Source organism: Streptomyces sp. NPDC051172 (genome assembly GCF_040682555.1).
Taxonomy (GTDB): Bacteria; Actinomycetota; Actinomycetes; order Streptomycetales; family Streptomycetaceae; genus Streptomyces.
This window is the reverse complement of sequence record NZ_JBFBBE010000039.1, coordinates 23,072-48,975: the sequence shown is the minus strand read 5'-3', so window position 1 is coordinate 48,975 and position 25,904 is coordinate 23,072. Positions and strand designations below refer to the sequence as shown.

Annotated in this window: 28 protein-coding genes and 1 riboswitch; of the genes, 12 read left to right on the top strand and 16 right to left on the bottom strand. The window is 70.4% G+C overall.

What is annotated here, in order from left to right; all coding sequences use genetic code 11:
- Positions 1 to 5: 5 nt before the first annotated feature.
- From AB0N07_RS23730 to AB0N07_RS23720, 3 genes are all read right to left on the bottom strand, one after another.
- On the bottom strand, positions 6 to 377 hold the full coding sequence (locus AB0N07_RS23730) for an Rv2175c family DNA-binding protein (protein WP_351469871.1): 372 nt from the start codon (positions 375 to 377) through the stop codon (positions 6 to 8).
- 92 nt (positions 378 to 469) lie between these two features.
- Positions 470 to 1,711, bottom strand: coding sequence for an FAD-dependent oxidoreductase (locus tag AB0N07_RS23725; protein WP_365838131.1), 1,242 nt, complete (start codon positions 1,709 to 1,711; stop codon positions 470 to 472).
- A gap of 32 nt (positions 1,712 to 1,743) precedes the next feature.
- Positions 1,744 to 2,094: a hypothetical protein gene (locus AB0N07_RS23720; protein ID WP_365838129.1), complete on the bottom strand. Its 351-nt coding sequence runs from the start codon at positions 2,092 to 2,094 to the stop codon at positions 1,744 to 1,746.
- Between the two features lie 53 nt (positions 2,095 to 2,147).
- A riboswitch (TPP riboswitch) is annotated at positions 2,148 to 2,259 on the top strand.
- On the opposite strand from AB0N07_RS23720, the gene thiO reads away from it, so the two are divergent.
- The 6 genes from thiO (at position 2,257) to AB0N07_RS23690 (ending at position 7,912) form a co-directional block, all read left to right on the top strand.
- Entirely contained in the window at positions 2,257 to 3,411 is a 1,155-nt protein-coding gene (thiO, locus tag AB0N07_RS23715; protein ID WP_365838127.1) for a glycine oxidase ThiO, read from the top strand. (Overlaps the previous riboswitch by 3 nt.)
- The gene (gene thiS, locus AB0N07_RS23710) at positions 3,408 to 3,608 is read left to right on the top strand and encodes a sulfur carrier protein ThiS (protein WP_365838125.1); all 201 of its coding nucleotides are present in this window, start codon (positions 3,408 to 3,410) and stop codon (positions 3,606 to 3,608) included. The genes thiO and thiS overlap by 4 nt, the downstream gene beginning before the upstream one ends.
- A gap of 2 nt (positions 3,609 to 3,610) precedes the next feature.
- On the top strand, positions 3,611 to 4,405 hold the full coding sequence (locus tag AB0N07_RS23705) for a thiazole synthase (RefSeq protein ID WP_365838123.1): 795 nt from the start codon (positions 3,611 to 3,613) through the stop codon (positions 4,403 to 4,405).
- 118 nt (positions 4,406 to 4,523) lie between these two features.
- Complete coding sequence (pknB, locus tag AB0N07_RS23700; RefSeq protein ID WP_365838121.1) at positions 4,524 to 6,452, top strand: Stk1 family PASTA domain-containing Ser/Thr kinase; 1,929 nt, start codon at positions 4,524 to 4,526, stop codon at positions 6,450 to 6,452.
- A gap of 34 nt (positions 6,453 to 6,486) precedes the next feature.
- The gene (locus AB0N07_RS23695) at positions 6,487 to 7,356 is read left to right on the top strand and encodes a deoxyribonuclease IV (RefSeq protein WP_365838119.1); all 870 of its coding nucleotides are present in this window, start codon (positions 6,487 to 6,489) and stop codon (positions 7,354 to 7,356) included.
- A gap of 76 nt (positions 7,357 to 7,432) precedes the next feature.
- Complete coding sequence (locus tag AB0N07_RS23690; RefSeq protein ID WP_365838117.1) at positions 7,433 to 7,912, top strand: DUF4396 domain-containing protein; 480 nt, start codon at positions 7,433 to 7,435, stop codon at positions 7,910 to 7,912.
- A 16-nt stretch (positions 7,913 to 7,928) separates the two neighbouring features.
- Here the strand turns inward: AB0N07_RS23690 and AB0N07_RS23685 are convergent, their stop codons facing one another.
- Positions 7,929 to 8,576: a sulfite oxidase-like oxidoreductase gene (locus AB0N07_RS23685; protein ID WP_365838115.1), complete on the bottom strand. Its 648-nt coding sequence runs from the start codon at positions 8,574 to 8,576 to the stop codon at positions 7,929 to 7,931.
- 174 nt (positions 8,577 to 8,750) lie between these two features.
- Between AB0N07_RS23685 and bfr the strand changes: the two genes are divergently transcribed.
- Positions 8,751 to 9,230 carry a bacterioferritin gene (bfr, locus tag AB0N07_RS23680; RefSeq protein ID WP_365838113.1) on the top strand — a complete coding sequence of 160 codons (480 nt, stop codon included), beginning with the start codon at positions 8,751 to 8,753 and terminating at the stop codon, positions 9,228 to 9,230.
- On the opposite strand, the gene AB0N07_RS23675 is transcribed toward bfr, so the two are convergent.
- Positions 9,227 to 9,460: a (2Fe-2S)-binding protein gene (locus AB0N07_RS23675; RefSeq protein WP_365838111.1), complete on the bottom strand. Its 234-nt coding sequence runs from the start codon at positions 9,458 to 9,460 to the stop codon at positions 9,227 to 9,229. The genes bfr and AB0N07_RS23675 overlap by 4 nt on opposite strands.
- Before the next feature lie 135 nt (positions 9,461 to 9,595).
- Positions 9,596 to 10,948, bottom strand: a complete 1,353-nt coding sequence (locus AB0N07_RS23670; protein ID WP_099928210.1) for a class II 3-deoxy-7-phosphoheptulonate synthase — start codon at positions 10,946 to 10,948, stop codon at positions 9,596 to 9,598.
- Positions 10,949 to 11,053: 105 nt separating this feature from the next.
- Here AB0N07_RS23670 and AB0N07_RS23665 point away from each other — a divergent pair, with 105 nt between their 5' ends.
- Both AB0N07_RS23665 and AB0N07_RS23660 read left to right on the top strand, forming a co-directional pair.
- Entirely contained in the window at positions 11,054 to 11,110 is a 57-nt protein-coding gene (locus tag AB0N07_RS23665; protein ID WP_078912442.1) for a trp operon leader peptide, read from the top strand.
- A 96-nt stretch (positions 11,111 to 11,206) separates the two neighbouring features.
- Positions 11,207 to 13,117 carry an anthranilate synthase family protein gene (locus AB0N07_RS23660; RefSeq protein WP_365838109.1) on the top strand — a complete coding sequence of 637 codons (1,911 nt, stop codon included), beginning with the start codon at positions 11,207 to 11,209 and terminating at the stop codon, positions 13,115 to 13,117.
- 50 nt (positions 13,118 to 13,167) lie between these two features.
- On the opposite strand, the gene AB0N07_RS23655 is transcribed toward AB0N07_RS23660, so the two are convergent.
- The 4 genes from AB0N07_RS23655 to AB0N07_RS23640 all read right to left on the bottom strand — a co-directional run bounded on the left by AB0N07_RS23655 (position 13,168) and on the right by AB0N07_RS23640 (position 17,008).
- A complete protein-coding gene (locus AB0N07_RS23655) occupies positions 13,168 to 14,196 on the bottom strand; it encodes a 6-phosphofructokinase (protein ID WP_365838107.1) in 1,029 nt (342 codons plus the stop codon).
- A 138-nt stretch (positions 14,197 to 14,334) separates the two neighbouring features.
- The gene (locus AB0N07_RS23650; RefSeq protein WP_365838105.1) at positions 14,335 to 15,024 is read right to left on the bottom strand and encodes a response regulator transcription factor; all 690 of its coding nucleotides are present in this window, start codon (positions 15,022 to 15,024) and stop codon (positions 14,335 to 14,337) included.
- Complete coding sequence (locus AB0N07_RS23645) at positions 15,021 to 16,250, bottom strand: DUF5931 domain-containing protein (protein ID WP_365838103.1); 1,230 nt, start codon at positions 16,248 to 16,250, stop codon at positions 15,021 to 15,023. The genes AB0N07_RS23650 and AB0N07_RS23645 overlap by 4 nt, the downstream gene beginning before the upstream one ends.
- A 26-nt stretch (positions 16,251 to 16,276) precedes the next feature.
- Positions 16,277 to 17,008, bottom strand: coding sequence for a lysophospholipid acyltransferase family protein (locus AB0N07_RS23640; protein ID WP_365838101.1), 732 nt, complete (start codon positions 17,006 to 17,008; stop codon positions 16,277 to 16,279).
- 140 nt (positions 17,009 to 17,148) lie between these two features.
- On the opposite strand from AB0N07_RS23640, the gene AB0N07_RS23635 reads away from it, so the two are divergent.
- Together AB0N07_RS23635 and AB0N07_RS23630 are read left to right on the top strand one after the other, a co-directional pair.
- Complete coding sequence (locus tag AB0N07_RS23635) at positions 17,149 to 17,928, top strand: alpha/beta fold hydrolase (protein ID WP_365838188.1); 780 nt, start codon at positions 17,149 to 17,151, stop codon at positions 17,926 to 17,928.
- Positions 17,921 to 18,487, top strand: coding sequence for a hypothetical protein (locus AB0N07_RS23630; protein WP_365838099.1), 567 nt, complete (start codon positions 17,921 to 17,923; stop codon positions 18,485 to 18,487). Before AB0N07_RS23635 ends, AB0N07_RS23630 begins: the two co-directional genes overlap by 8 nt.
- On the opposite strand, the gene AB0N07_RS23625 is transcribed toward AB0N07_RS23630, so the two are convergent.
- From AB0N07_RS23625 to AB0N07_RS23600, 6 genes are all read right to left on the bottom strand, one after another.
- Positions 18,484 to 19,230 (bottom strand): endonuclease/exonuclease/phosphatase family protein, encoded by a 747-nt coding sequence (locus AB0N07_RS23625; protein ID WP_365838097.1) that lies wholly within the window; start codon positions 19,228 to 19,230, stop codon positions 18,484 to 18,486. The genes AB0N07_RS23630 and AB0N07_RS23625 overlap by 4 nt on opposite strands.
- 128 nt (positions 19,231 to 19,358) lie before the next feature.
- Positions 19,359 to 20,312 (bottom strand): ROK family glucokinase, encoded by a 954-nt coding sequence (locus tag AB0N07_RS23620; RefSeq protein ID WP_365838095.1) that lies wholly within the window; start codon positions 20,310 to 20,312, stop codon positions 19,359 to 19,361.
- Between the two features lie 134 nt (positions 20,313 to 20,446).
- Entirely contained in the window at positions 20,447 to 20,947 is a 501-nt protein-coding gene (locus tag AB0N07_RS23615; protein ID WP_365838094.1) for a DUF5304 domain-containing protein, read from the bottom strand.
- 57 nt (positions 20,948 to 21,004) lie between these two features.
- Positions 21,005 to 22,177: an ArsA-related P-loop ATPase gene (locus AB0N07_RS23610; RefSeq protein WP_365838093.1), complete on the bottom strand. Its 1,173-nt coding sequence runs from the start codon at positions 22,175 to 22,177 to the stop codon at positions 21,005 to 21,007.
- 140 nt (positions 22,178 to 22,317) lie between these two features.
- On the bottom strand, positions 22,318 to 22,761 hold the full coding sequence (locus AB0N07_RS23605; protein WP_365838092.1) for an SRPBCC family protein: 444 nt from the start codon (positions 22,759 to 22,761) through the stop codon (positions 22,318 to 22,320).
- A gap of 208 nt (positions 22,762 to 22,969) precedes the next feature.
- A complete protein-coding gene (locus AB0N07_RS23600; protein ID WP_365838186.1) occupies positions 22,970 to 23,725 on the bottom strand; it encodes a metallophosphoesterase in 756 nt (251 codons plus the stop codon).
- A 337-nt stretch (positions 23,726 to 24,062) separates the two neighbouring features.
- Between AB0N07_RS23600 and AB0N07_RS23595 the strand changes: the two genes are divergently transcribed.
- Positions 24,063 to 25,898, top strand: coding sequence for an AMP-dependent synthetase/ligase (locus AB0N07_RS23595; protein WP_365838090.1), 1,836 nt, complete (start codon positions 24,063 to 24,065; stop codon positions 25,896 to 25,898).
- Positions 25,899 to 25,904: the final 6 nt, after the last annotated feature.

Genomic DNA, 25,904 nt, shown 5'->3' with positions numbered 1-25,904 from the left:
TCGGATCAGACGGCGAGCGCCTGGGCCCGGCGCTTCACCTCCGTACCGCGATTCTCGCTCAGTGCCTGCGCGGGGGTGCCGGGCAGGCTGTCGTCGGGGGTGAAGAGCCACTCGATCATCTCTTCGTCGGTGAAGCCGTCGTCCCTCAGGAGCGTCAGGGTGCCGGTCAGGCCCTTGACGACCTTCTGCTCGGCCTCGTCGATGAATGCGGCGGGCACGTGCAGCGCTCGGTTCTCACCTCGGCGTACGGCGATGAGCTGGCCCTCCTTGACCAGCTGCCGCACACGCGTCACCTCGACATCGAGCATCTCTGCGATGTCGGGGAGGGTGAGCCAGGCGGGGACGAGAGCATCGATCTTTGCGTCAATCTCGGTCACGGACTCAAGCCTGCCATCCCGCACTGACAGTCGGAAGCCAGAACCGTCCGACCTGGGGGTTTCGCCGTCCCGTCGGGGCCGCCGTCCGGGTACTACGCCGTGGCCGTCTTCATGGGCCGCGCCGGGTCCACCAGCAGCTCCGGGTCCATCGCGGCGCCCGCCTCGATCAGCCGTCTGCCCTGCGCCAGGTCCCTCGGCCTGCCGACCGCCAGCAGGGCGACCAGGCGGCTCTCGCGCAGCCAGCAGACGGACCAGGCGGGGCCCGAGGGGTCGCCGCGCCACAGGGTCGTGTCGGCGGCGGTGTGATGGCCGGCGTACTGGACGAAGCGGCCGAACTGCTCGGACCAGAAGTACGGGACCGGGTCGTAGACCGCGGGGGGCTCTCCGGTGGCCTCGCCGATGATGTTCGCGGCCACCGTGCGCGGGCCCTGCAGGGCGTTGTCCCAGTGGTGGACCAGCAGACGCTCGTCGTACCGTCCCGAAGAGAAGGAGGCGCAGTCGCCGACCGCGAAGATGTCCGGTGCCGAGGTGCGCAGGTGGGCGTCGGCGACGACTTCGCGGTGCGCGCCGAGCTCGATGCCCGCGCCGGTCAGCCAGGCCGTGGCGGGGCGCGCGCCGATGCCGACCACCACGGCGCCCGCGGGCAGCCGGGAGCCGTCGTCGAGGACGACCGCGCCGGGCTCGATGTACGCCACGCGCGCGTGCGTGCGCAGTTCGGCGCCCGCGTCGGCGTACCAGGCGGCCATCGGTGCGGCCACCTCGGCGGGCAGCGCCCCGGCGAGCGGCCGGTCGGCGGCCTCGACGACGGTGACCGCGCAGCCCGCCTCGCGCGCGGCGGTGGCGAACTCCGCGCCGATCCAGCCCGCGCCGACGACCACGATGTCGTGTTGCCTGGCGAGCACGGGCCGCAGCCGCTCGGCGTCGTCCAGGGTGCGCAGCAGATGCACCCCGGGCACGCCCTCGGTGCCCGGCAGCGTGACCGGTTCCGCGCCGGTCGCAAGGACCAGGACGTCGTACCGCACCGGCCCGGCCTCGGTGTCCAGCTCGTGCTCGCCGGGGCGCACGCCGAGCACCTCGCACCCCAGCCGCAGTTCGATGCCGAGCGCCTCGAAGTCGACGTCGAAGGCGGAGCCCTCGGACTTGCCGAGCAGGACGGCCTTGGACAGCGGCGGCCGGTCGTAGGGCTGATGGGGTTCGGCGCCGATCACCGTCACGGTGCCGGTGAAGCCCTGTTCGCGCAGGGCGACCGCGGTCTGGACACCGGCCATGCCCGCGCCGACGACGGCCACGCGCCGCCCCGGTGACGTGCTCTCTTCCCGCGTCTGCTCGCTCACCTGATCACCATAGACAACTGACTATTTGTCAGTCAGGAGTCGTGCTCAGTGACCTGCTCCACAACACTGGTCCCGCTGCCCGACTGCGACTCCCAGTCCCAGGTCTCCTCCAGTCGCATACGCCCGTCCGGCAGCTCCACGACAGCCGAGACGCAGTGCCCCGAGGACGTCGTCCCGTCGTGCTTGAGCTGTACGTACCGGAAGTCCAGACGGTCACCTGACCGAGTACCCACGAGATGCCCGCGCACGACGTCGCCGCCCGCGTACTCGGCCCAGATCTCGCCGCCCTGCTCGTGGTACGTGAACCGGGTCCGGGTACCCACCTGACCTGGGGCCTGGTCGGCGACGGGGGCGAGGACGAGGCCGTCCAGCGAGCGGGGCATGACGGAAGGCTCCCTTACAGAGGCACGGCGGGTCGGGCTAGGGTGGCCAACGTACAAGCACTCGCGGGAGCCCGGACGCACCGGGCTGAGAGGGAGGCTGGCGGCCTCCGACCGTACGAACCTGATCCGGGTCATGCCGGCGAAGGGAGGGGCTGGACGCCCATGTCGTCACGTACGTCAGACGTCCTCGTCATCGGGGGCGGGATCATCGGCCTGGTCACGGCCTGGCGGGCCGCGCAGCGCGGCTTCGCCACGGCCGTCGTGGACCCCGAACCGGGCGGCGGGGCCGCTCAGGTGGCCGCCGGGATGCTGGCCGCGGTCACGGAACTGCACTACGGCGAGCAGACCCTGCTCGGCCTCAACCTGGAGTCCGCCCGCCGCTACCCGGGCTTCGCGGCCGAGCTCACCGACCTCACCGGCCAGGACCTCGGCTACCGCCGGTGCGGCACGCTCGCCGTCGCCCTGGACGCCGACGACCGCGCCCATCTGCGCGAACTGCACGCCCTGCAGCGGGAGTCGGGCCTTGAGTCGGAGTGGCTGTCGGGGCGCGAATGCCGGCGCCTGGAGCCGATGCTCGCACCGGGCGTGCGCGGCGGCCTGCGGGTGGACGGCGACCACCAGATCGACCCGCGGCGGCTGGCACGCGCGCTGGTGGCCGCGTGCGAGCGGGCCGGAGTCGTGTTCCACCGGGCGTGGGCCGAGCGGTTCCACGTCGTACGGGACCGGGCCTGCGGCGTCACCACGACCGACGGCGCCGAGTTGGGCGCGGGCCAGGTGGTGCTGGCCGCCGGCAGCCTCAGCGGACGGCTGCCGGGCGTCCCGGACGACGTGCTGCCGCCCGTACGCCCCGTGAAGGGGCAGGTGCTGCGGCTGACCGTGCCGAAGCGGTACGCGCCGTTCCTGAGCCGCACGGTACGCGCCGTCGTCCGCGGCAGCCATGTCTACCTGGTGCCGCGCGAGAACGGCGAGCTGGTCGTCGGAGCGACCAGCGAGGAGCTGGGCTGGGACACGACGGTCACCGCGGGCGGCGTGTACGAGCTGCTGCGCGACGCGCACGAGCTGGTCCCCGGGATCACCGAGCTGCCGCTGACGGAGACGCGGGCCGGACTGCGCCCCGGCTCCCCGGACAACGCGCCTCTGCTCGGCCCGACCGAACTGCCCGGTCTGCTGCTGGCCACCGGCCACTACCGCAACGGCGTGCTGCTCACCCCGGTCACCGGCGACGCCATGGCGCACGCCCTGACCACGGGTGAACTCCCGGACGAGGCACGCCCGTTCACTCCCAAGCGTTTCGCGCTCCTGGAGCAGCCCGCATGAACATCTCCGTCAACGGAGAGCCCAGGGAATTCGCCTCCGGCACGGCTCTCGACACCGTCGTACGCGCGCTGACCCCGGCTCCCTCCGGAGTGGCCGCCGCCCTGAACGAAACCGTCGTCCCGCGCGCGCAGTGGCCGTCGACGTCCCTCTGCGAGGGGGACCGCGTCGAGGTCCTCACCGCCGTCCAAGGAGGCTGACCATGGCCGACGACCCCTTTGTCATCGGCGGTACGTCCTTCACGTCCCGTCTGATCATGGGCACCGGCGGTGCCCCCAGCCTCGACGTCCTCGAGCGGGCGCTGGTGGCGTCCGGCACGGAGCTGACGACGGTCGCGATGCGGCGCGTGGACCCCTCGGTGCACGGCTCGGTGCTGTCCGTCCTGGAGAAGCTCGGCATCCGGGTGCTGCCGAACACGGCGGGCTGCTTCACCGCCGGGGAGGCCGTGCTGACCGCCCGCCTCGCGCGTGAGGCGCTCGGCACCGAACTGATCAAGCTTGAGGTGATCGCCGACGAGCGCACCCTGCTGCCGGACCCGATCGAGCTGCTGGACGCGGCGGAGACCCTGGTCGACGACGGATTCACGGTGCTGCCGTACACCAACGACGACCCGGTTCTCGCGCGCAGGCTGGAGGACGTCGGCTGCGCGGCGATCATGCCGCTCGGCTCGCCCATCGGTTCCGGGCTCGGCATCCGCAACCCGCACAACTTCCAGCTGATCACCGAGCACGCGCGCGTGCCTGTGATTCTGGACGCGGGCGCCGGTACGGCCTCGGACGCGGCGCTCGCGATGGAGCTGGGGTGTGCGGGTGTGATGCTTGCCTCAGCGGTGACGCGGGCGCAGGAGCCGCAGCTGATGGCCGAGGCCATGAAGCACGCCGTGGAGGCGGGCAGGCTCGCGTACCGGGCGGGCCGCATCCCGCGCCGCCATTTCGCGGAGGCGTCCTCGCCGCACGAGGGGCGCGCGCACCTGGATCCCGAACGCCCCGCGTTCTGAACTCGCGTTCGACAAGATCCGGAAGTCGGTGCGACGTCCGTCACAGCTCGGCTGCAGTCCCGCCCCGATCTCACCCGAACCGGGAGCCCTGTCAGTCACGGCTCGTACACTCACCTGCGTGGATACGACCCTTCAGGACCCTCTGGTCGGGCAGGTGCTCGACGGGCGCTATCGCGTGGACGCGCGGATCGCGGTCGGCGGGATGGCCACGGTCTACCGGGCCCTGGACACCCGCCTCGACCGCGTGCTCGCGCTCAAGGTGATGCACCCGACGCTCGCAGCCGACGGCACCTTCGTCGACCGGTTCATCCGCGAGGCGAAGTCGGTCGCAAGGCTCGCGCACCCGAACGTGGTGCAGGTCTTCGACCAGGGCACCGACGGGTCGTACGTCTACCTCGCCATGGAGTACGTCGCCGGGTGCACCCTGCGTGACGTGCTGCGCGAGCGCGGGGCGCTGCAGCCGCGCGCCGCCCTGGACATCCTGGAGCCGGTGCTCGCCGCGCTCGGCGCCGCGCACCGCGCCGGGTTCGTGCACCGAGACATGAAGCCGGAGAACGTGCTGATAGGGGACGACGGCCGGGTCAAGGTCGCCGACTTCGGGCTGGTGCGGTCCGTGGACACGGTCACCAACACCACCGGCACCGTCCTCGGCACCGTCTCCTACCTGGCTCCCGAGCAGATAGAGCAGGGCACGGCCGACCCCCGGGTGGACGTGTACGCGTGCGGTGTTGTCCTGTACGAGATGCTGACCGGCGGCCGGCCGCACGACGGGGACTCCCCGGCCACCGTCCTGTACAAGCACATCCACGAGGACGTCCCGCCGCCGTCGGCCGCCGTGCCGGGGCTGGCGTACCGGCTGGACGAGCTGGTCGCGTCGGCGACCGCCCGCACCCCCGACCTGCGCCCGCAGGACGCGGTGGCGCTGCTCGCGCAGGCCCGCGAGGTGCGCGCCGCGCTCAGCACGGACCAGCTGGACGCGCGGCCGCCGCAGGCCTTCGCCGCGGATCACCGGAGCATCTCCGAGGACCGTACGAGCGTGATCCCGCGCGCGCTGACTGTGCCGCGCCTGCTGCCGGTCAACGAGGACGCGGACCGGCTGCACCGCACCAGCCGCCTGGAGACGCCTCCGCCGCTGCCGCCGCAGCGCCGTGGCACCGCGCGCTCACGGCGCGGCCCGCTCGCGGTCGTCGTCGCCGTACTGCTGATCCTCGGGGTCGGCACGGGCGTGTGGTACATCAACTCCGGCCAGTTCACCAAGGTCCCGCCGCTGCTGGCGAAGACCCAGACGCAGGCCACCCGGCAACTGCAGAAGGCGGGCCTCGACCTCGGCGCGGTCAGGCACGCGTACAGCGACACGGTGCAGCGGGGCACGGTCATCAGCTCGGACCCCGCGCCCGGCACCCGCATCCGTGACAACAGGTCGGTGGCCCTCACCATCTCCGACGGCCCGGAGACCGTGCAGGTACCCGACGTGTCGGCGCGGACGCTGGCCGAGGCGACGGCGCAGCTGAAGAAGAGCGGGCTGGAGCCGGGCATGGTCACCCGGCAGTTCAGCCAAGACGTCCCCAAGGGCTCGGTGATCTCCACGACCCCCGAGGCGGGCACCAAGCGGCACGCGGGTGCGGCGATCGCCCTGGTCGTCAGCAGGGGCAGCCCGGTGGACGTCCCGGACGTCACAGGCGAGGACCTGGCTTCCGCCAAGTCCGGCCTGGAGGGCGCCGGCCTGACGGTGAAGGTCGCCTCCGCACAGATCAACTCCGAGTACGACAAGGGCCAGGTCGCGGCGCAGACGCCCGCGGGCGACAGCCAGGCCGCCGACGGTGACACGGTGACGCTGACGCTGTCCAAGGGCCCGGAGATGGTCGAGGTCCCGGACGTCACCGGCGACAGTGTGGACGACGCGCACAAGGCCCTGGAGGGCGCCGGCTTCAAGGTCGAGGAGGACCGCGGTCTGCTCGGCCTGTTCGGCGACACCGTCAAGAACCAGTCCGTCAAGGGCGGGGACACGGCACCCAAGGGGTCGACGATCACCATCAAGATCCGGTGACGGAGCAGGTCGCAGCGCATGACACCCTGAACGGGTGAAGAGTCAGCAGTCCCGCAACCCCGTCGGCGGCCATGTCCCCGTCGCCGGTGGTCTCCACTCCGTCGGTCTGTCCTACGCCCACGACCTGAAGGCCGAGACGGTGCAGGTATTCGTCGCCAACCCGCGCGGCTGGGCCACGCCCGCCGGCAATCCGCGGCAGGACGAGGAGTTCCGCGAGGTGTGCGCGGCCGAGTCGATCCCGGCGTACGTCCACGCCCCGTACCTGATCAACTTCGGCTCGCACACCGAGGCGACCGTGGAGAAGTCGGTGGAGTCGCTGCGGCACTCGCTGCGGCGCGGGCGGGAGATCGGGGCGCTCGGCGTGGTCGTGCACACGGGCAGCGCGACGGGCGGCCGGGACCGGTCCGTGGCCCTGAAGCAGGTAAGGGAGCATCTGCTGCCGCTGCTGGACGAGCTCACCCAGGACGACGACCCGTTCCTGCTGCTGGAGTCGACGGCCGGGCAGGGCTCCTCGCTCTGCTCGCGGACCTGGGACTTCGGGCCGTACTTCGAGGCGCTGGACGCCCATCCGAAGCTGGGCGTCTGCCTGGACACCTGCCACATCTTCGCGGCCGGGCACGATCTGACCGGCCCGAGCGGCATGCATCAGACCCTCGATCTGCTGGTGGACACGGTCGGTGAGGGCCGGCTGAAGCTGATCCACGCCAACGACTCCAAGGACGTGGTCGGCGCGCACAAGGACCGGCACGAGAACATCGGCGCAGGTCATATCGGCGAGGACCCCTTCCGGGCGCTGATGACCCACCCCGCCACCGAGGGCGTACCGCTGATCATCGAGACGCCCGGCGGCAAGGAGGGGCATGCGGCCGATGTGGAGCGGCTGAAAAAACTGCGCGATTCCTGACCCGTTCCGAAATACCCCTGGGGGGTATACGGTTCCTGCTCGGTGCAGGAACCGTTACCTGACATTGGGGGCAGTCATGCAGCACGAGGAACACGCGCACGCGCACCATCACCCGGCGGCCGCCACCTGGAGCACGGCCGCGCAGGCCACCCTCCACTGCCTCACCGGCTGCGCCGTCGGCGAGGTGCTGGGCATGGTGATCGGCACGGCCTTCGGCTGGGGCAACGTGGCGACGACGGTGCTGGCGATCGTCCTCGCGTTCTTCTTCGGCTACTCACTCACGCTGCGCGGGGTGCTGCGGGCCGGCGTCGACTTCCGTACGGCCTTCCGGGTGGCACTGGCCGCGGACACCCTGTCCATCGCGGTGATGGAGCTGATCGACAACGGTGTGATCGTGCTGTGGCCGGACGCGATGAACGCGCAACTGGCGGACCTGCTGTTCTGGGGTTCGCTCGCGATCTCGCTCGCGCTCGCCTTCTTCGCGACGACGCCCGTCAACAAGTGGATGATCGGCCGCGGCAAGGGCCATGCGGTGGTGCACGGGTACCACCACTGACCTGCGAAGACCGGAATCAGAGCTCGGGGCCCTCCCCGGGCTCCTCCTGGTAGGAGTAGCGCTGTTCCTTCCACGGGTCGCCGACGTTGTGGTAGCCGCGCTCCTCCCAGAAGCCACGGCGGTCGGCGGTCATGTACTCCACGCCTCGCACCCACTTGGGGCCCTTCCAGGCATACAGATGGGGCACGACGAGGCGCAGCGGAAAGCCGTGTTCCGCAGTCAGCAGTTCGCCGTCCTTGTGGGTGGCGAAGATGGTCCGCTCGGAGGCGAAATCCGCCAGGCGGAGGTTCGAACTGAATCCGTATTCGGCCCACACCATCACATGGGTGACCGCGGGTGCGGGCGGCGCGATCTCAAGAATCGTACGAGCCGGAATGCCGCCCCACTCGGCGCCGAGCATGCTGAACTTCGTGACGCAGTGCAGGTCGGCCACGACGGTGGTGTACGGCAGAGCCGTGAACTCCTCATGAGTCCAGCAGTGCTTCTCGCCCTCCGCGGTGGCACCGAAGACCCTGAACTCCCAGCGCTCCGGGCGGAACTTGGGAACGGGCCCGTAGTGCGTGACCGGCCAGCCGCGCTGCAGACGCTGCCCCGGGGGAAGCTCGGACTGTGCTGCTCCTCCTGAATCGCGTTCTCCCGATTCACGCTCCACCGGCTGACCCATGACTCCATCCTGACAGACCTCGGACGGTGCACTTGACCGCACCCGCCAAACCGAGGCGATTAGCACCGAGCATGCACTTACCTACTAAGCGCAGACTTACTGGACGATCTTCATTGCCGGTGCAATCATGCGGCGCAACCTGCCAGTTCCCCCCACTTGGAAGGAGCCTCTGCGATGCAGGGCGACCCCGAGGTCATCGAATTCCTCAATGAGCAGCTCACCGGCGAGCTGACCGCGATCAACCAGTACTTTCTGCACGCGAAGATGCAGGAGAACTTCGGCTGGACGAAGCTCGCCAAGTACACGCGGCACGAGTCGTTCGACGAGATGAAGCACGCGGAGGTGCTCACCGACCGGATCCTCTTCCTGGAGGGACTGCCGAACTACCAGCGGCTCTTCCACGTGCGCGTGGGACAGACGGTCAAGGAGATGTTCGAGGCGGACCGGCAGATCGAGGTCGAGGCGATCGACCGCCTCAAGCGGGGCATCGAGGTGATGCGGAACAAGGGCGACATCACATCCGCGAACATCTTCGAGTCGATCCTCGAGGACGAGGAGCACCACATCGACTATCTCGACACCCAGCTGGAACTGGTGGACAAGCTCGGCGAGGCGCTCTACATCGCGCAGCTGATCGAGCAGCCGGAGAGCTAGGCCGCCTCGTCCAGCGCGGCCAGGACCGGCTTGCCCTGATCTGCGAGCTCACGGCGGGGGCACTCGCCCCTGCCGAGCAGCGCCTGGATACGGCGTACGCACGAACCGCAGTCCGTGCCCGCCTTGCAGGCCGACGCTATCTGGCGCGGGGTGCAGGCACCGTCCTCCGCGTGCTTCTTGACCTGCTGTTCCGTGACGCCGAAGCAACTGCAGACGAACACGCGGTTCACCTCCCGCCGGGATCGAAGTGTGCCGTCCCGACTGATCGGTGAGGCTAACCTAACCTTACCCGTCGCCTTGTTCCCGCAAAAGTGCAGAGGGGCGCGGATCGTATGTGATCCGCGCCCCATCGCTGTGATCAGCGGTTACTGGTCCCGGTACATCTCCGCGACGAGGAACGCCAGGTCGAGGGACTGGCTGCGGTTCAGGCGCGGATCGCAGGCCGTCTCGTAGCGCTGGTGCAGATCGTCGACGAAGATCTCGTCGCCGCCGCCCACGCACTCGGTGACGTCGTCACCGGTGAGCTCGACGTGGATGCCGCCCGGGTGCGTGCCGAGGCCCTTGTGGACCTCGAAGAAGCCCTTGACCTCGTCCAGCACATCGTCGAAACGGCGGGTCTTGTGACCGGAGGCCGCCTCGAAGGTGTTGCCGTGCATCGGGTCGGTCACCCAGGCCACGGTCGCGCCGGAGGCGGTGACCTTCTCGACCAGCTCGGGAAGCTTGTCGCGGATCTTGTCCGCGCCCATGCGGACGATGAAGGTCAGCCGGCCCGGCTCGCGGTCCGGGTCCAGGCGGTCGATGTACTGCAGCGCCTCCTCGGCCGTGGTCGTCGGGCCGAGCTTGATGCCGATCGGGTTGCGGATCTTCGAGGCGAACTCGATGTGCGCGCCGTCCAGCTGCCGGGTGCGCTCACCGATCCACACCATGTGCCCGGAGACGTCGTACAGCTGCCCCGTACGGGAGTCCACCCTGGTCAGCGCCGACTCGTAGTCAAGGAGCAGCGCCTCGTGCGAGGAGTAGAACTCGACGGTCTTGAACTCCTCAGGGTCGGTGCCGCAGGCCCGCATGAAGTTCAGCGCGTTGTCGATCTCCCGCGCGAGCTGCTCGTAGCGCTGCCCGGACGGGGACGACTTCACGAAGTCCTGGTTCCAGGCGTGCACCTGACGCAGGTCGGCGTACCCGCCGGTGGTGAAGGCCCGCACCAGGTTCAGCGTGGACGCGGACGCGTGGTACATCCGCTTCAGCCGCTCCGGGTCGGGGATCCGGGCGGCCTCGGTGAAGTCGAAGCCGTTGACGGAGTCACCGCGGTAGGTCGGCAGGGTCACGCCGTCGCGGGTCTCGGTCGGCTTCGAACGCGGCTTGGAGTACTGGCCGGCGATACGGCCGACCTTCACGACCGGCACCGAGGCGGCGTACGTCAGCACCGCGCCCATCTGCAGCAGCGTCTTGAGCTTGTTGCGGATGTGGTCGGCGGACACCGCGTCGAAGGCCTCGGCGCAGTCGCCGCCCTGGAGGAGGAACGCCTCTCCCTTGGCGACGGCCGCCATCCGGGCGCGCAGCTGGTCGCACTCGCCCGCGAAGACGAGCGGCGGATACGACTCGAGGTCCGCAACAACTGCGCGCAGAGCCTCGGTGTCGGGGTACTCGGGCTGCTGCGCCGCGGGCAGATCTCGCCAGGTGTTGCCAGCGCTCGCGCTGGTCTTAGCGTTCACGGTCACCCCGTAAACATTACGGGGTCGTGTCGACTGCTTTTCCTTCCGCTCGACTGGTGAGACGGAGGGATCACGCTCCGGACGGCGCGGTGGTGCGGTAGGGTGCACCGCATGTTCGCGCTTTCGACCCAGAACTGGTGGTGGACCGCTCATCCGGCGGCCCACTGACTGCGCGTACGCAAGACTTCGCGAAGGCCGCCCGAGGGGCGGCCTTCGGCGTTTCCCGGGGTCCGTTCCTCTCCAGTAGAGAAGGAAAACGGACTCATGCACCTGGCCGACCTGCTCGACGATCCCCGACCGTTCGCCCTGCTGCGCCGCCGCGCGCCGGGCCGCGACGAGAACACCGTAGAGGTGCTGCTCGGGCCGGTCACCGCGTACGACCGCCTGGCCGACCTCCCCGACGAGGGCCTCGCGCTCGTCCCCTTCCGCCAGATCCGCGAACGCGGCTTCGACGTCCGCGACGACGGGACACCGCTGGCCTTCCTCACCCCCGAGGAGTCGTACGAGATCCCGCTCGCCGACGCCCTCGCGCAGCTCCCGGCGCACGACGTACGGGTGGCGGGTGGCGGCTTCGACGTCGAGGACGGGGACTACGGCGAGATCGTCGGCCGGGTGCTGCACGAGGAGATCGGGCGGGGCGAGGGCGCCAACTTCGTGATCCGGCGGACGTACGAGGGCGAGATCCCGGGGTTCTCCCGCACGGACGCGCTGGCGCTGTTCCGGCGGCTGCTGGAGGGCGAGCGCGGCGCGTACTGGACGTTCGTCGTGCACACCGGAGATCAAAATGGGCCCGCAGGGCCTTCCTTGGAAGGGCGGGGGCGGGAGACGGGTGGGCGGACGCTGGTCGGAGCCAGTCCCGAGGTGCACGTGCGGATGTCCGGCGGCACGGTCGTCATGAACCCGATCAGCGGGACGTACCGATATCCCGCCGAGGGCCCGACGCCCGAGCACCTGCTGGGCTTCCTCGCCGACGGCAAGGAGATCGAGGAGCTGTCGATGGTCGTCGACGAGGAGCTCAAGATGATGTGCACCGTCGGCGACATGGGCGGGGTCGTCGTCGGCCCGCGGCTGAAGGAGATGGCCCATCTCGCGCACACCGAGTACGAGTTGCGCGGGAAGTCCTCGCTGGACGTGCGCGAGGTCCTGAAGGAGACCATGTTCGCGGCCACCGTCACCGGCTCGCCGGTGCAGAACGCCTGCCGGGTCATCGAGCGGCACGAGGTCGGCGGGCGCGGCTACTACGCGGGTGCGCTCGCGCTGCTCGGCCGGGACTCCGGCGGCGCGCAGACCCTCGACTCCCCCATCCTGATCCGTACGGCGGACATCTCCCCCGAAGGACATCTGCGCGTCCCGGTCGGCGCCACCCTGGTCCGCGGCTCGGACCCGGCGAGCGAGGTCGCCGAGACGCATGCGAAGGCGGCGGGCGTACTGGCGGCGCTTGGCGTACGTCCGTCACGGCCGCGCGAGGAGCACGCGCGCGTGCGTCTGGCCGACGACCCACGCGTGCGTGCCGCGCTCGACGGGCGCCGGGCCTCGCTGGCGCCGTTCTGGCTGCGGATGCAGGAGCGGTCGTACGAGCTCGACGGGCATGCCTTCGTGGTCGACGGCGAGGACACCTTCACCTCGATGCTCGCGCATGTGCTGCGCTCGGCCGGGCTGGAGGTCACCGTCCGGCGCTACGACGAGCCGGGCCTCGGTGAAGCCGTCCTCGCCCACGAGGGGCCCCTCGTGCTGGGCCCTGGTCCCGGTGACCCGTCCGACCTGGACGACCCCAAGATGCGGTTCCTGCGCGAGCTCACGGCGCGGGTCATCCGTGAGCACCGGCACGGCGTGCTCGGCGTCTGCCTCGGGCACGAGCTGATCGCGGCCGAGCTGGGGCTGGAGATCGTGCGGAAGGAAGTGCCGTACCAGGGGGCGCAGGCGACGATCGAGCTGTTCGGACGGACGGAGACCGTCGGCTTCTACAACAGCTTCGTGGCGCGCTGCGAGGACGAGGCGGCGCAGGAGCTGGCCGCGCACGGGGTCGAGGTGAGCCGGGCGGACAACGGGGAAGTGCACGCCGTACGGGGCCCTGGGTTCGCCGGCGTGCAGTTCCACCCGGAGTCGATCCTCACGCTGAACGGTGCGGCTGTCGTACGGGAGTTGGCGGGCCGGCTGCGCAACACGACCGTGTGACCGTCTGGGGGCGCGGAGCCCCCAGACTTCCGTTTCTCGTCGCCCGAGGATCAGCCGAAGAAGACCCCGACCTCCTCGTAGAGCTTCGGGTCCACCGTCTTCAGCTTCGCCGTCGCCTCCGCGATCGGGACGCGGACGATGTCGGTGCCGCGCAGGGCGACCATCTTGCCGAAGTCGCCCTCGTGGACGGCGTCGATGGCGTGCAGGCCGAAGCGGGTGGCGAGCCAGCGGTCGAAGGCGCTCGGGGTGCCGCCGCGCTGGATGTGACCGAGGACGGTCGTGCGGGCCTCCTTGCCGGTGCGCTTCTCGATCTCCTTGGCGAGCCATTCGCCGACCCCGGACAGTCGGACGTGCCCGAAGGAGTCCAGCGACTCGTCCTTGAGGACCACGTCGCCGTCCTTGGGCATGGCGCCCTCGGCGACGACCACGATGGGGGCGTACGAGGCCTTGAAGCGGGAGGTGATCCAGGCGCAGACCTGTTCCAGGTCGAAGCGCTGCTCGGGGATGAGGATGACGTTGGCGCCGCCCGCGAGGCCGGAGTGCAGGGCGATCCAGCCGGCGTGCCGGCCCATCACCTCGCAGACCAGGACGCGCATGTGGGACTCGGCGGTGGTGTGCAGACGGTCGATGGCCTCGGTGGCGATGCCGACCGCGGTGTCGAAGCCGAACGTGTAGTCGGTGGCGGACAGGTCGTTGTCGATCGTCTTCGGTACGCCGACGACGGGCACCCCGTACTCGTCGGTGAGGCGCGCCGCCACGCCGAGGGTGTCCTCGCCGCCGATCGCGATGAGTGCCTCGACCTCGTGCTTGGCGAGGTTCTCCTTGATCCGGCGGATGCCGTTCTCCTGCTTGAGCGGATTGGTGCGCGAGGAGCCGAGGATGGTGCCGCCGCGGGGCAGGATGCCGCGCACCGCGGGGATGTCGAGGCGGACGCTGTCGCCTTCGAGCGGTCCGCGCCAGCCGTCCCGGTAGCCGACGAAGTCGTAGCCGTACTCCTGCACGCCCTTGCGGACGATGCCCCGGATGACGGCGTTGAGTCCGGGGCAGTCGCCGCCTCCGGTCAGTACTCCGACCCGCATGGAAATGTCCCTTCGCCGCAGTTGCCTGGTGACAGCCACGCTAATGGTGATCCAGGTCACAGAGGGATGGGCAGGAAGGGCAATTCCGGTGAATCAGCGGGCGGTTGGTTTACCCGCCGTCAAGCTCCCGTGGCGCTTTCACTCGTCGTCGAGTCCGCGCTCTATGGCGTACCTGACGAGCTCCACCCTGTTGTGCAGCTGGAGCTTGCCGAGGGTGTTCTGGACGTGGTTCTGGACCGTTCGGTGGGAGATGACCAGGCGTTCGGCGATCTGCTTGTAGCTCAGGCCCTTGGCGACCAGGCGCAGCACCTCGGTCTCGCGGTCGGTGAGCTGCGGGGCGCCCGGCTGGCCGGTGTCCGCGGCGGGCGCGGGCTCGGAGGCTAGACGGCGGTACTCGCCGAGGACCAGTCCGGCCAGGCCCGGCGTGAACACCGGGTCGCCGACGGCCGTGCGGCGCACCGCGTCCAGCAGCTCGTCCGTGGACGCCGACTTCAGCAGATAGCCGGTCGCGCCGGACTTCACGGCCTCCAGGACGTCGGCGTGCTCACCGCTGGCCGACAGCACGAGGACGCGCAGCGCGGGGTTGTGGCCGACGAGTTCCTTGCAGACCTGGACGCCGGGCTTGGCCGGCAGGTTCAGATCGAGGACGAGCACGTCGGGGCCGGAGGCCTTGGCGCGGCGCACGGCCTGGTCGCCGTCGCCCGCGGTGGCGACCACGTCGAAGCCGGACTCGGCCAGGTCGCGGGCGACGGCATCGCGCCACATGGGGTGGTCGTCGACCACCATGACCTTGATCGCGCCCTGCCGCTCGTCGGTCGAGTCCGTCATCGCCGCTCTGCCTTCCCCCGTGGGTCCTTCGCGTCCTTCGGTACTTTCAGTTCGACCTCCGTGCCCTGCCCGGGAACCGAGATCAGTTCGGCGCTGCCGCCGAGGTCGCTCAGCCGGCCGCGGATCGACAGGGCGACACCGAGCCGCCCCTCCCCCTCGGCCTGGGCGAGCCGACCCTCGGGGATGCCGGGCCCGTCGTCCCGTACGGTCACCACGACCTCATCGGGCTCGTCCTCGACGAGGATCCACGCGCGCGCGTCCTCGCCGGCGTGCCTGCGCACGTTGTCCAGGGCGGCACCGACGGCCGCGGCCAGCTCCTTCGCGGCGGCTCTGGGCAGCAGCACGGCGGCGCCGGGTTCGGCGAAGCTGACCTTCGCGGCGGCGTACGGGGCGAGCAGCGCCCGCAGATCGACGGGACCGTCCTCGTCGTACGACGGCTCCTCCACGGCACGTACGACCGCGCCCTCGGCGGCGTCCTCCGACACCCGGGAGACGGGGACCAGCCCGCCGGAGACCAGGGTGCGCAGCGCGACCTCCTGCTCTCCGGCCATCCGGCCCAGCTCGGCCGCCTCGCCGCCGAGGACCGCGCCCCGGCGCTGCACCATGGCCAGCACCTGCAGCACTCCGTCGTGGATGTCCCGGGCGAGCCGCTCCCGCTCCCGGGTCGCGGCCTCGATCTCCAGGGCCCGGGCGAGGGTGCGCTCGGAGGCGCGGGCGACCTCGACGACGTAGCCGATGGCGATGGAGGCGACCCAGACCAGGATCACGTTGTGGACGGTGTCACGGGCCGGGGCGCCGCGCTCGATCAGGTTGGCGGCGGCGACCGGCGTCGACGCGAACGCGGCCCAGCGCCAGCCGCCCTTGATGGCGTACGCGAGGACCGAGCCGGCGGTCCATATCGACGGCAGGGTGGGCCCGCCGCTCTGGATGTGCTGCTCGTTGACCGCGAGCGGGGTGAGCAGGATGCCGGTGAGCGCGATGGCGAGGTCGACCGCGAGGAAGCGCTTGGTGCAGGCGGCCGCGCTCTGGACGCGGGGCAGGGTGGCGAGCGTCCACACGAACAGGACGGCGTAGTAGGCGATGGCGACGCCCGCGTGGTCGTACTCGTCGTAGGCGGTGGCGAACAGGCCGACCGCGTACAGCATCGTGAGCACCCGGTACGCGGTGAGCGCACGCCACAGCGGCTGCTCGACCGACATGCGCATGACGCGCTCGCGCTTGGGCATGTCCCCCACCCCCCTCGACCGAGAGCCTAGGCCTCGGACTTCTCCTTCTTGGCCTGTTCCTTCTCGGCCTTCGCCGCGTCCGCGATCTGCCGCTTCGCCGCGGTCGCGTACATGTCGACGTACTCCTGGCCGGAGAGCTTCATGATCTCGTACATGACCTCGTCGGTGACCGCGCGCAGCACGAAGCGATCGTGCTCCATGCCCTGGTAGCGGCTGAAGTCGAGCGGCTTGCCGATGCGGATGCCCGGGCGCATCAGCTTGGGCATGACCTTGCCCGGCGGCTGGATCTTCTCCGTGTCGATCATGGCGACCGGGATGACCGGCGCGCCGGAGGCGAGCGCCACGCGCGCGAGACCACCGGGCTTGCCCCGGTAGAGGCGTCCGTCGGGCGAACGCGTGCCCTCGGGGTAGATGCCGAACAGCTCGCCGCGCTCCAGGACCTCCAGGCCGCTCTTGATGGCCGCCTCGCCCGCGCCGCGCGCGCCGGAGCGGTCCACCGGGAGCTGGCCGACGCCCTTGAAGAAGGCAGCCGTCAGCCGGCCCTTCACGCCGGGCGTGGTGAAGTACTCGGCCTTGGCGATGAACGTGACCTTGCGGTCGAGGACCGCGGGCAGGAAGAACGAGTCGGAGAAGGAGAGATGATTGCTCGCCAGGATGGCGGCGCCCTCCGCCGGAATGTTCTCCAGGCCTTCCACCCATGGCCTGAAGGCGACCTTCAGCGGTCCCCCGATGGCAACCTTCATCGTGCCGTACAACACCCGTGTGCCTCCTGTTTCCGTCGGTCAGACCTTAACCCGGAGCACTGTCAAAGGATCCGACGACCCTGGTCGGTGTCAGTGCGGTCGCGTACGGTGAAGCACCTGGACTTCACGTCACTCTCATGAACAGGAGACCGAAGGTGCCGGTCCTTCCTGGAGCCGAGCCGTACCGCCACGAGGGCGGGGAGGTCGGCGTCCTGCTCTGCCACGGCTTCACCGGTTCCCCCCAGTCGCTGCGCCCCTGGGCCGAGTATCTCGCCGAGCACGGCCTGACGGTCTCGCTGCCGCTGCTGCCCGGGCACGGCACCCGCTGGGAGGACATGCAGCTCACCGGCTGGCAGGACTGGTACGCCGAGGTGGACCGCGAACTGCGGTCCCTGCGCGAGCGCTGCCGCGAGGTGTTCGTGGCCGGCCTTTCCATGGGCGGCACCCTGGCGCTGCGCCTGGCGGCGAAGCACGGGGAGGCGGTCGGCGGCGTGGTGGTCGTCAACCCGGCGAACCGCATGCACGGCTTTTCCCCGTACGCCCTTCCCGTGGCCCGCCATCTCGTGCGCACGTCGAAGGTGATCGCCAGCGACATCGCGAAGGCGGGCAGCGCCGAGCTGGGCTACGACCGGGTTCCGCTGCACGCGGCGCACTCCCTGCGGAACTTCTTCCGGCTGGTCGACGGCGAGCTGCCGCAGGTCACGCAGCCGCTGCTGGTGCTGCGCAGCCCGCAGGACCATGTCGTGCCGCCTGCCGACTCGGCGCGGATCCTCGGCCGGGTCTCATCGAGGGACGTGACGGAGATACTGCTGGAACAGAGCTACCACGTGGCGACGTTGGACCACGATGCGGACCGGATTTTCGAAGAGAGCCTCGCGTTCATCGGCCGGCTCGCACCCAGTGTCGGCAAGGAAGGGACGGCCGCAGGTGGCTGAGCACGACTCGGACCGCGAGGACCGCGAGCCGGAGGAGCAGGGCGTCCCCTTCGACGAGGATGCCGCGTGGGCCGCGATCGTCGCCGGCTACGGCGACGAGCCGAAGGACCCACCGGGCGCCAAGCCGTTCAAGTCGATCGAGGACCTGGCGCTGCTGGAGCCGGAGACCAACAACGACTCCGCGGGCGAGGCACCCGAGCAGGAGAAGCCGAAGAAGCCCCTGGGCGGCTCCGTCTCCTTCGCACCCGGCGTCGGCCCGCGCGACTACACGGCCGCCGAGCCGTCCGAGAACGACTTCGACGAGGACGACGAGGGCCACTTCGTACCGCCTGAGCCGCCGCCGCTGCCCACCGCCGACGCGACCGCGAAGTTCGCCTGGCTGGGTGTGATCGGCGGCCCGGTCCTGCTCCTGCTGGCGGTCCTGCTGGGCTGGGACATGACCTGGTGGCTGGCCACGCTCGGCATCGGCGGCTTCCTGGGCGGTTTCGCCACGCTGGTGATGCGGATGAAGACGGACGACGAGGACGACGAGGATCCGGGGCGCGGAGCCGTCGTCTAGCCCGCCGGGATCTTGAGGGCGGCCAGGACCGGAAGGTGGTCCGTGGCCGCCCTCAGGTCTGTCTCCGTCACTCCGGGGTGGCCGACGGGGACACCGCAGCCGAGCACCTCGATGCCCTTGGTGGCGAAGATCGCGTCGATGCGCTGGAACGGGGTCGCGGGCGTCGAGGTGTACTCGCTGCCCCACGGGCTGGTGGCCCAGCAGTCCTGCAGGCCGTCGGCGAGGCGGCGGAAGGTGCGGCCGGTGGGACGGTCGTTGAGGTCGCCGCCCGCGATCGCGTGCTCCACACCGAGGCCGGCCAACCGGTCGAGCAGCATGCCGCCCTGCTCGTACCGCTCGTCCGCCTGCAGGGAGAGGTGGTAGCTGACCACACCGAGGCGGGCGCCGCCGAAGCGGACCACTGCGGTGGCGAAGCCGCGGCGGTGCAGGCCGGGGGTGAGCGGGAGGAGGACGTCCTCCGTGCGCTCGACGGTTGCCCGGAGCGTGCAGAGGATCGCCGGGCCGGAGGCGGTGGCACCTCCGGTGAGGACGACTTGGCCTGCGGCCGATGCGAGACGGGCCAGTTTCTTGCGCCAGCGGAAGAAGCGGGGGGCTTCCTGGATGAGGACGAGGTCGGGGGCGCAGGCGGTGATCACCCTGGCCAGGGCGTCCGTGTCATCGCGCATGGAGCGGATGTTGTAGCTGAGGACTCGGATGACGGCCGAACCGTCGGGTTCCGTGTGGGAGTTGGGCAGCAGCTCCATGTGGATCAATGTACGCCCATTGGCTCGGGGCGCGAGGTTTGTGAGCGACTACCGGTTGTATGTGGCTGGTCGCGCAGTTCCCCGCGCCCCTCACGGAAGCGCAGTGGCCGTCTCGCGGGAGGTCGGCGTCACATGATGGGGTCGGGTTCCCGGGCCAGGTCCGCTGCTCCGACCAGGCCCGCCTTGTTGCCCAGTTGGGCGGCGATGACCTCGGCCACCGGGCGCCAGTTGCCGCCTACCAGCCAGCGCTTGTAGGACTTGCGGATCGGGTCGAGGACCAGTTCGCCCTCGTCCGAGAGGCCGCCGCCGACGATGAAGGCGGAGGGGTCGAAGAGGGAGGCCAGGTCGGCGAGGCCCGCGCCGGCCCAGCGGGCGAGCTCGCGGTAGGAGTCGACGGCGACCGGGTCGCCCTGGCGGGCGGCCATGGAGATGTGCTTGCCCTCGATGCCGTCCGGGGTGCCGTCACCGAGGCCGAGCAGGATCTCGGCGTTCTCGGGGGTGGCGTTGGCGCGCTGCTTGGCGTATCTGACGAGGGCGCGCCCGGAGGCGTACTGCTCCCAGCAGCCCTGCGAGCCGCAGCCGCACAGCAGGCCGTCCGGCACCATGCGGATGTGGCCGAACTCGGCGGCCACGCCGTAGTGCCCGCGGCGCAGCTTGTTGCCGATGATGATGCCGCCGCCGAGGCCGGTGCCGAGGGTGATGCAGATGACGTTGCGGTGGCCCTTGCCCGCGCCGAACTTGTACTCGCCCCATGCGGCCGCGTTGGCGTCGTTCTCCACGACGACCGGCAGGCCCACGCGGGCCTCGACCTTGGCCTTCAGCGGCTCGTTGCGCCAGTCGATGTTGGGCGCGAAGTAGACCTCCGAGCGCTGGCGGTTGACGTAACCGGCCGCGCCGATGCCCACGCCCACGATCGCGTGCCCGGCGCGTGCGCCCTCCACGGCGGAGGCGATGGCGTCCACGATCGCCTCGGGCGTGCCCGGGGTCGGCACCTTGTGCGTCGAGAGGATGTTGCCTTCCTCATCGACCACGCCGGCCGCGATCTTGGTGCCGCCGATGTCGACGCCGATGGTGAGTCCCATGAATCCCTCAGTTTCGGTCGAGCCCCGCTACGGCCAACCGTACCCGAGGCCCTGCTCGCCAAGGCTTCGACGTCCAATCGCCGGGCAGCCGGGAACCGGGCGGCGAGGCCTGCGGGAGGCGTCTGAGGGAGGGGTCAGTCCAGGTCGATGCGTTGCCCGGGACCGGTGCCGCCCTCGTCGCCGTCCCGGCGCTCGTCCAGATCCTTGTGCAGGTCCGCCGTACGGCTCGTCCAGCGCTGTTCCTGGGCCTGGACCGCGGAGCGGTAGGCGGCGAGCAGTTCGTTGCCCGCGGCGGCGAGGTGGTCGAAGACGTCCGGATTGCGTTCGATGACGGGTTCGACCGCGGCCTTCGCCTGCTGGACGACCTGCTTGACCACCTGCTGGGCGGCCGGTCCGGCGACGGAGCCGAGCAGCGGCGACTGGATCGACGACAGCTTCTCCGAGACGGCGTCGACGAGCTTGCGCAGTTCCTCACCGGCCGAGATCGGCGGCTGGCCGTACTCGGCGCGGCGGCGGGCCTTCTCCGCCGCGAGGTCCTCGGCGCACGCCTTCGCCCAGGCGTCGGCGTCGGTCGCCCGCACCTCGTCGACCACCTCGTTCTTGCCGACGTCGGACGGGGGGCGCTCTTCGCTCATGACGACCTCCTGACTACGGTTCGTCTCTACGACGTTACCCGAATGGGCGTAGGTGGTTCACGGCCTCTCCGGCCACAGATCCGGGTCGGGCACGAACCGGATGCGCAGTTCGCCCTCACGCAGCGCGGCCCCGTCGACGGTGCAGCGGCGCAGCACGGACGGCAGCGGGACGATACGGCGGAACTGGCCTGCAGCGACGACGAGTTCGTCGCCGCGCCGGATGAGGTCCAGGTCGTCGCGTATGGCGCCGGGCAGCGGGAGGTGCCAGACGAGCACGCCGTCGTCAGCGAGCCGGTCGGTGACGGGCCACTCCACGGTGGAGGTCGTGCCGTTGACGTCCAGGGTGCCGGGGACGGCGAGCGCGGCGAGGTCGTCCGTGCCGCGCGGGTCGCGGCCGAGGTGGGCGACCGTCCGTACCTCGTACGGCTCCTGCCACTCCTCCAGGACCTTGCGCTGCTGGGCGACCAGCCCGGCGAGCCAGCCGTTCGTCTCGGGCAGCACCCGGTTGGCGACCAGGACGTCGGTGCTCAGTCCGCGCAGGGCGAGGGCGAGGGCGGCGGAGTGCACGGCGTCGGCACCGGCCGGCCCGGGTTCGGCGACCAGCCGTACGACGGTGTTCCGGTCGGCGAGGACCGCCTCGACGGCGCCGAGTTCCGTGTCCCAGCGGGCGGCCGTCTCGTACAGCCACTCCGAGGGCATGGGAACCCCGGCCAGCCGCCCGAGAACGGGCCGCAGGGCCCGGGCCGCCTGCCGCTCCGGCGGCAGCAGCCGACGCAGATAGCGGCGCAGCTCTTCGGGCAGGGCGAGCAGGGCGAGTGCCTGCGGGGTCGGCGGCAGATCGACGACCAGCAGGTCATGAGCCTCCGCGAGAGCCGCGTCCCGCAGGGCCCGCAGCAGATTCAGCTCCTCGGCACCGGGAAGCGGGGTGACTTCCTCGGCATCCAGCCGGGAGGCCCCGAGCAGATCGAGAACGTTGGCCGCGCGTTCCTGAAAGGCGCTGAGATCATCCCGGAACCCGGCGGCGGCGTCGGGTCGCCAGGCGGTGAGGTTCGGTGCGACGCGGGCGGGCGCCGGGCCTGTAGTCGTGCCCAGCACCGCGCCGAGTGTGTCTGTGCGGTCCGCACTGAGGACCAGGGTGCGAGTGCCGTTTCCGGCTGCCCGCAGGGCGGTCGCGGCGGCAACGGTCGTACGCCCTGAACCGCCAGGGCCAGTGATCAGGATGGTGCGCATGAGGCTGAACGGTAACCGAACCCCCCATAGGGGCGCGGGGCTCTGTCAATGTGCGGCTCCGCCGCGTGGGCGCGATCAACCCACACGCACCCGCACCCGCACCCGCACCCGGCGAAACACCCGCACCCCTACGGCGAGATCTACTTCTCCCCCGACTCCACCCGCTTCTTGAGCCCAGCCAAGGCCCGGTCGATAATGACCTTCTCAGCCTTCCGCTTGATCATCCCGAGCATCGGAATCTTGACGTCCACCGTCAGCTGGTAGGTGACCTCGGTCGCTCCCGCGCCCACCGCCTTCAAGAGGTAGGACCCGTCGAGCGCCCGCAGCATCTGCGACTTGACCAGGGTCCAGGAGACCGAGTTCTCACCGGTCCAGCTGTACGCCAGCACCTGGTCGTCCTTGATCGCGCCGGCGTCCATGACGAGGCGGACCTGCTCGGCGCGGCCCTGGGCGTCGGTCTCGAGGATCTCCGCCTCCTTCACCTCACCGGTCCAGTCCGGGTAGCGGGCGAAGTCTGCGATCACCGCCATGACATCGGCCGGTGCCGCCTCGATCGTGATGCTCGAGCTGGTGTGTTCCGCCATCGCCGTGGCTCCTCCAGATGCGGGCCGGTAAAGAGGTCGTCCTGCGCACGGTGCGCGCAGCGTGAAGGCTACCGCGCACGTGAGCGCCCGCCTTCACCCCCACCTGCGTTAGGGCCTGCCTATCGGGCCAGCTCGGCGTCGCGGGGCTCGAGGCGGCCGAGAAGCACCGTCTCCCGAGGCCGACCTGGCCCGAAAGGCAGGCCCTAATTCACCATTCAAGCGCCCAGGGCTTGCCCGTCCCCGCGAAGTGCCCCACGTTCACGCACTCCGTGGTCCCGATCCGCATGCGCCGCACCAGGGGCTGGTGGACGTGGCCGAACAGTGCGTACCGGGGGCGGGTGCGGCGGATCGCGTCCAGGAGGGCCCGGCTGCCCCGCTCGAAGCGGCGCGCCACCGTGTCGTAGACGAGTTCGGGGACCTCCGGCGGGATGTGGGTGCACAGCACGTCCACCTCGCCGACGGCCTCGATCTTCGCCGCGTACTCCTCGTCGCTGATCTCGTACGGGGTGCGCATCGGGGACTTGAGGCCGCCGCCGACGAAGCCGAAGGTGCGGCCGCCGATCTCCACGCGCTCGCCGTCGAGCACGGTCGTGCCCGGGCCGGCGTACTCCGGCCAAAGGGGTGGCATGTCGACATTGCCGTAGGTGGCGTACGTCGGTGTCGGGAAGGCCGCGAACATCTCGGCGTACTGCTTGCGCACCGCCTGCTCGATCGCGGCGGCCCGGTCCGTGCCGATGCCGCCCCACAGCCGGGCCCCGAACTCCCGTGCCTCCTGGAAGCGGCGGGCGGTGCGCAGCTCGACGATGCGGTCGGTGTTCTCCTCGCCGAACAGATCGGGGAAGATCCCGCGCGAGTGGTCGGCGTAGTCGAGGAAGAGGACCAGGTCGCCCAGACAGATCAGGGCATCGGCACCCTCGCCGGCTCGGGCCAGGTCACGGGCGTTCCCGTGCACGTCGCTGACCACATGGACGCGTGTCCTGCGGTTGCCGGGTGGTGTGGATGCCATGGCGATCAAGGGTAAGCGTGTGGGGTGAACGTGAACAGTGGCGGCCGGTCCTGCCGTTACTGGCCAGTCAGTTAGCGGGTGGACTACCGTACGTAAAGCAACACCAACCCGTGTGACGCAGCGAACATCTCGCCGGGACCCCCTGTCGAAGAAGCCATACCGGCGGGTAACGTCCGGGCAGTCCAGTCGTGCTCAGGCTTTCAACCACCGAATCCCCGAGCACCTGCCCGAGCCTTGGACCCACCGTCGCATCACACAACGTCGTGGCGCCGGCGCCCTATTAGGAGCAGCAGTCTTGCGCGAGTTCAGCCTTCCGGCTTTGTACGAGGTCCCTGCGGACGGCAATCTGACCGACATCGTCCGCAGAAACGCCGCGCAGCATCCGGACGTCGCCGTGATCGCCCGCAAGGTGAGCGGAGCGAAATGGGGGTCCCCCCGGACGGAGTCTGGGGGAGGCGCCTGGCAGGACGTGACGGCGACCACCTTTCTGGCCGAGGTGCACGCAGCCGCCAAGGGGCTGATCGCCTCCGGCGTCCAGCCCGGCGACCGGGTCGGCCTGATGTCCCGCACCCGCTACGAGTGGACGCTGCTGGACTTCGCGATCTGGAGCGCGGGCGCGGTCACCGTGCCGGTGTACGAGACCAGCTCGCCGGAGCAGGTGCAGTGGATCCTGTCCGACTCGGGCGCGACCGCCATGGTCGTCGAGCTGGACGGCCACGCGGCCGCCGTCGAGTCGGTGCGCGAGTCGCTGCCCGCCCTCAAGCACGTCTGGCAGATCGAGGCCGGCGCGATCGAGGAGCTCGGCAACGCCGGCAAGGACGTCACCGACGCGATGGTCGAGGACCGCAGCTCGCTGGCGAAGGCCGACGACCCGGCGACGATCGTCTACACCTCCGGCACCACCGGCCGCCCCAAGGGCTGTGTGCTCACCCACCGCAGCTTCTTCGCCGAGTGCGGCAACATCGTGGAGCGGCTGCGCCCGCTGTTCCGCACGGGTGACTGCTCCGTGCTGCTGTTCCTGCCGCTCGCGCACGTCTTCGGCCGGCTGGTGCAGATCGCGCCGATGATGGCGCCGATCAAGCTGGGCCTGGTCCCGGACATCAAGAACCTCACCGACGAACTGGCCTCGTTCCGGCCGACGTTGATCCTCGGTGTGCCGCGCGTCTTCGAGAAGGTCTACAACTCGGCGCGCGCCAAGGCGCAGGCGGACGGCAAGGGCAAGATCTTCGACAAGGCGGCGGACACCGCGATCGCGTACAGCCGCGCGCTGGACACGCCGTCCGGCCCGTCGCTCGGCCTGAAGATCAAGTACAAGACGTTCGACAAGCTCGTCTACAGCAAGCTGCGCGCGGTGCTCGGCGGCCGCGGCGAGTACGCGATCTCCGGCGGCGCCCCGCTCGGCGAGCGCCTGGGTCACTTCTTCCGCGGCATCGGCTTCTCGGTCCTGGAGGGCTACGGCCTGACCGAGTCCTGTGCCGCCACCGCCTTCAACCCCTGGGACCGCCAGAAGATCGGCACGGTCGGCCAGCCGCTGCCCGGCTCGGTGATCCGTATCGCGGACGACGGCGAGGTGCTGCTGCACGGCGAGCACCTGTTCAAGGGGTACTGGAACAACGAGGCGGCGACCGCGGAGGCGCTGGCCGACGGCTGGTTCCACACCGGTGACATCGGCACCCTGGACGAGGACGGCTACCTCAGGATCACCGGCCGCAAGAAGGAGATCATCGTCACCGCGGGCGGCAAGAACGTCGCCCCGGCCGTGATCGAGGACCGCATCCGGGCGCACGCCCTGGTCGCGGAGTGCATGGTGGTGGGCGACGGGCGGCCGTTCGTGGGCGCCCTGGTCACCATCGACGACGAGTTCCTGGGCCGCTGGGCCGCCGAGCACGGCAAGCCGGCGGGTTCCACCGCGGCGTCGCTGCGCGAGGACGCGGACCTGCAGGCCGCGATCCAGTCGGCAATCGACGACGGCAACGCCGCGGTGTCGAAGGCGGAATCGGTGCGGAAGTTCCGCATTCTGTCCTCCCAGTTCACCGAGGAGTCCGGCCACCTGACGCCCTCGCTGAAGCTCAAGCGCAATGTGGTGGCGAAGGACTACGCGGACGAGATCGAGGCGATCTACGCGAAGTAGTACGCC

What these genes read in the sequence shown, in the direction of transcription:
- AB0N07_RS23720 (WP_365838129.1), bottom strand. Translation starts at nt 2,094, where the DNA reads ATGCCCCGCTCGCTGGACGGCCTCGTCCTCGCCCCCGTCGCCGACCAG.
- thiO (WP_365838127.1), top strand. Translation starts at nt 2,257, where the DNA reads ATGTCGTCACGTACGTCAGACGTCCTCGTCATCGGGGGCGGGATCATC.
- thiS (WP_365838125.1), top strand. Translation starts at nt 3,408, where the DNA reads ATGAACATCTCCGTCAACGGAGAGCCCAGGGAATTCGCCTCCGGCACG.
- AB0N07_RS23705 (WP_365838123.1), top strand. Translation starts at nt 3,611, where the DNA reads ATGGCCGACGACCCCTTTGTCATCGGCGGTACGTCCTTCACGTCCCGT.
- AB0N07_RS23690 (WP_365838117.1), top strand. Translation starts at nt 7,433, where the DNA reads ATGCAGCACGAGGAACACGCGCACGCGCACCATCACCCGGCGGCCGCC.
- AB0N07_RS23685 (WP_365838115.1), bottom strand. Translation starts at nt 8,576, where the DNA reads ATGGGTCAGCCGGTGGAGCGTGAATCGGGAGAACGCGATTCAGGAGGA.
- bfr (WP_365838113.1), top strand. Translation starts at nt 8,751, where the DNA reads ATGCAGGGCGACCCCGAGGTCATCGAATTCCTCAATGAGCAGCTCACC.
- AB0N07_RS23660 (WP_365838109.1), top strand. Translation starts at nt 11,207, where the DNA reads ATGCACCTGGCCGACCTGCTCGACGATCCCCGACCGTTCGCCCTGCTG.
- AB0N07_RS23655 (WP_365838107.1), bottom strand. Translation starts at nt 14,196, where the DNA reads ATGCGGGTCGGAGTACTGACCGGAGGCGGCGACTGCCCCGGACTCAAC.
- AB0N07_RS23650 (WP_365838105.1), bottom strand. Translation starts at nt 15,024, where the DNA reads ATGACGGACTCGACCGACGAGCGGCAGGGCGCGATCAAGGTCATGGTG.
- AB0N07_RS23645 (WP_365838103.1), bottom strand. Translation starts at nt 16,250, where the DNA reads ATGCCCAAGCGCGAGCGCGTCATGCGCATGTCGGTCGAGCAGCCGCTG.
- AB0N07_RS23625 (WP_365838097.1), bottom strand. Translation starts at nt 19,230, where the DNA reads ATGGAGCTGCTGCCCAACTCCCACACGGAACCCGACGGTTCGGCCGTC.
- AB0N07_RS23620 (WP_365838095.1), bottom strand. Translation starts at nt 20,312, where the DNA reads ATGGGACTCACCATCGGCGTCGACATCGGCGGCACCAAGATCGCGGCC.
- AB0N07_RS23615 (WP_365838094.1), bottom strand. Translation starts at nt 20,947, where the DNA reads ATGAGCGAAGAGCGCCCCCCGTCCGACGTCGGCAAGAACGAGGTGGTC.
- AB0N07_RS23610 (WP_365838093.1), bottom strand. Translation starts at nt 22,177, where the DNA reads ATGCGCACCATCCTGATCACTGGCCCTGGCGGTTCAGGGCGTACGACC.
- AB0N07_RS23605 (WP_365838092.1), bottom strand. Translation starts at nt 22,761, where the DNA reads ATGGCGGAACACACCAGCTCGAGCATCACGATCGAGGCGGCACCGGCC.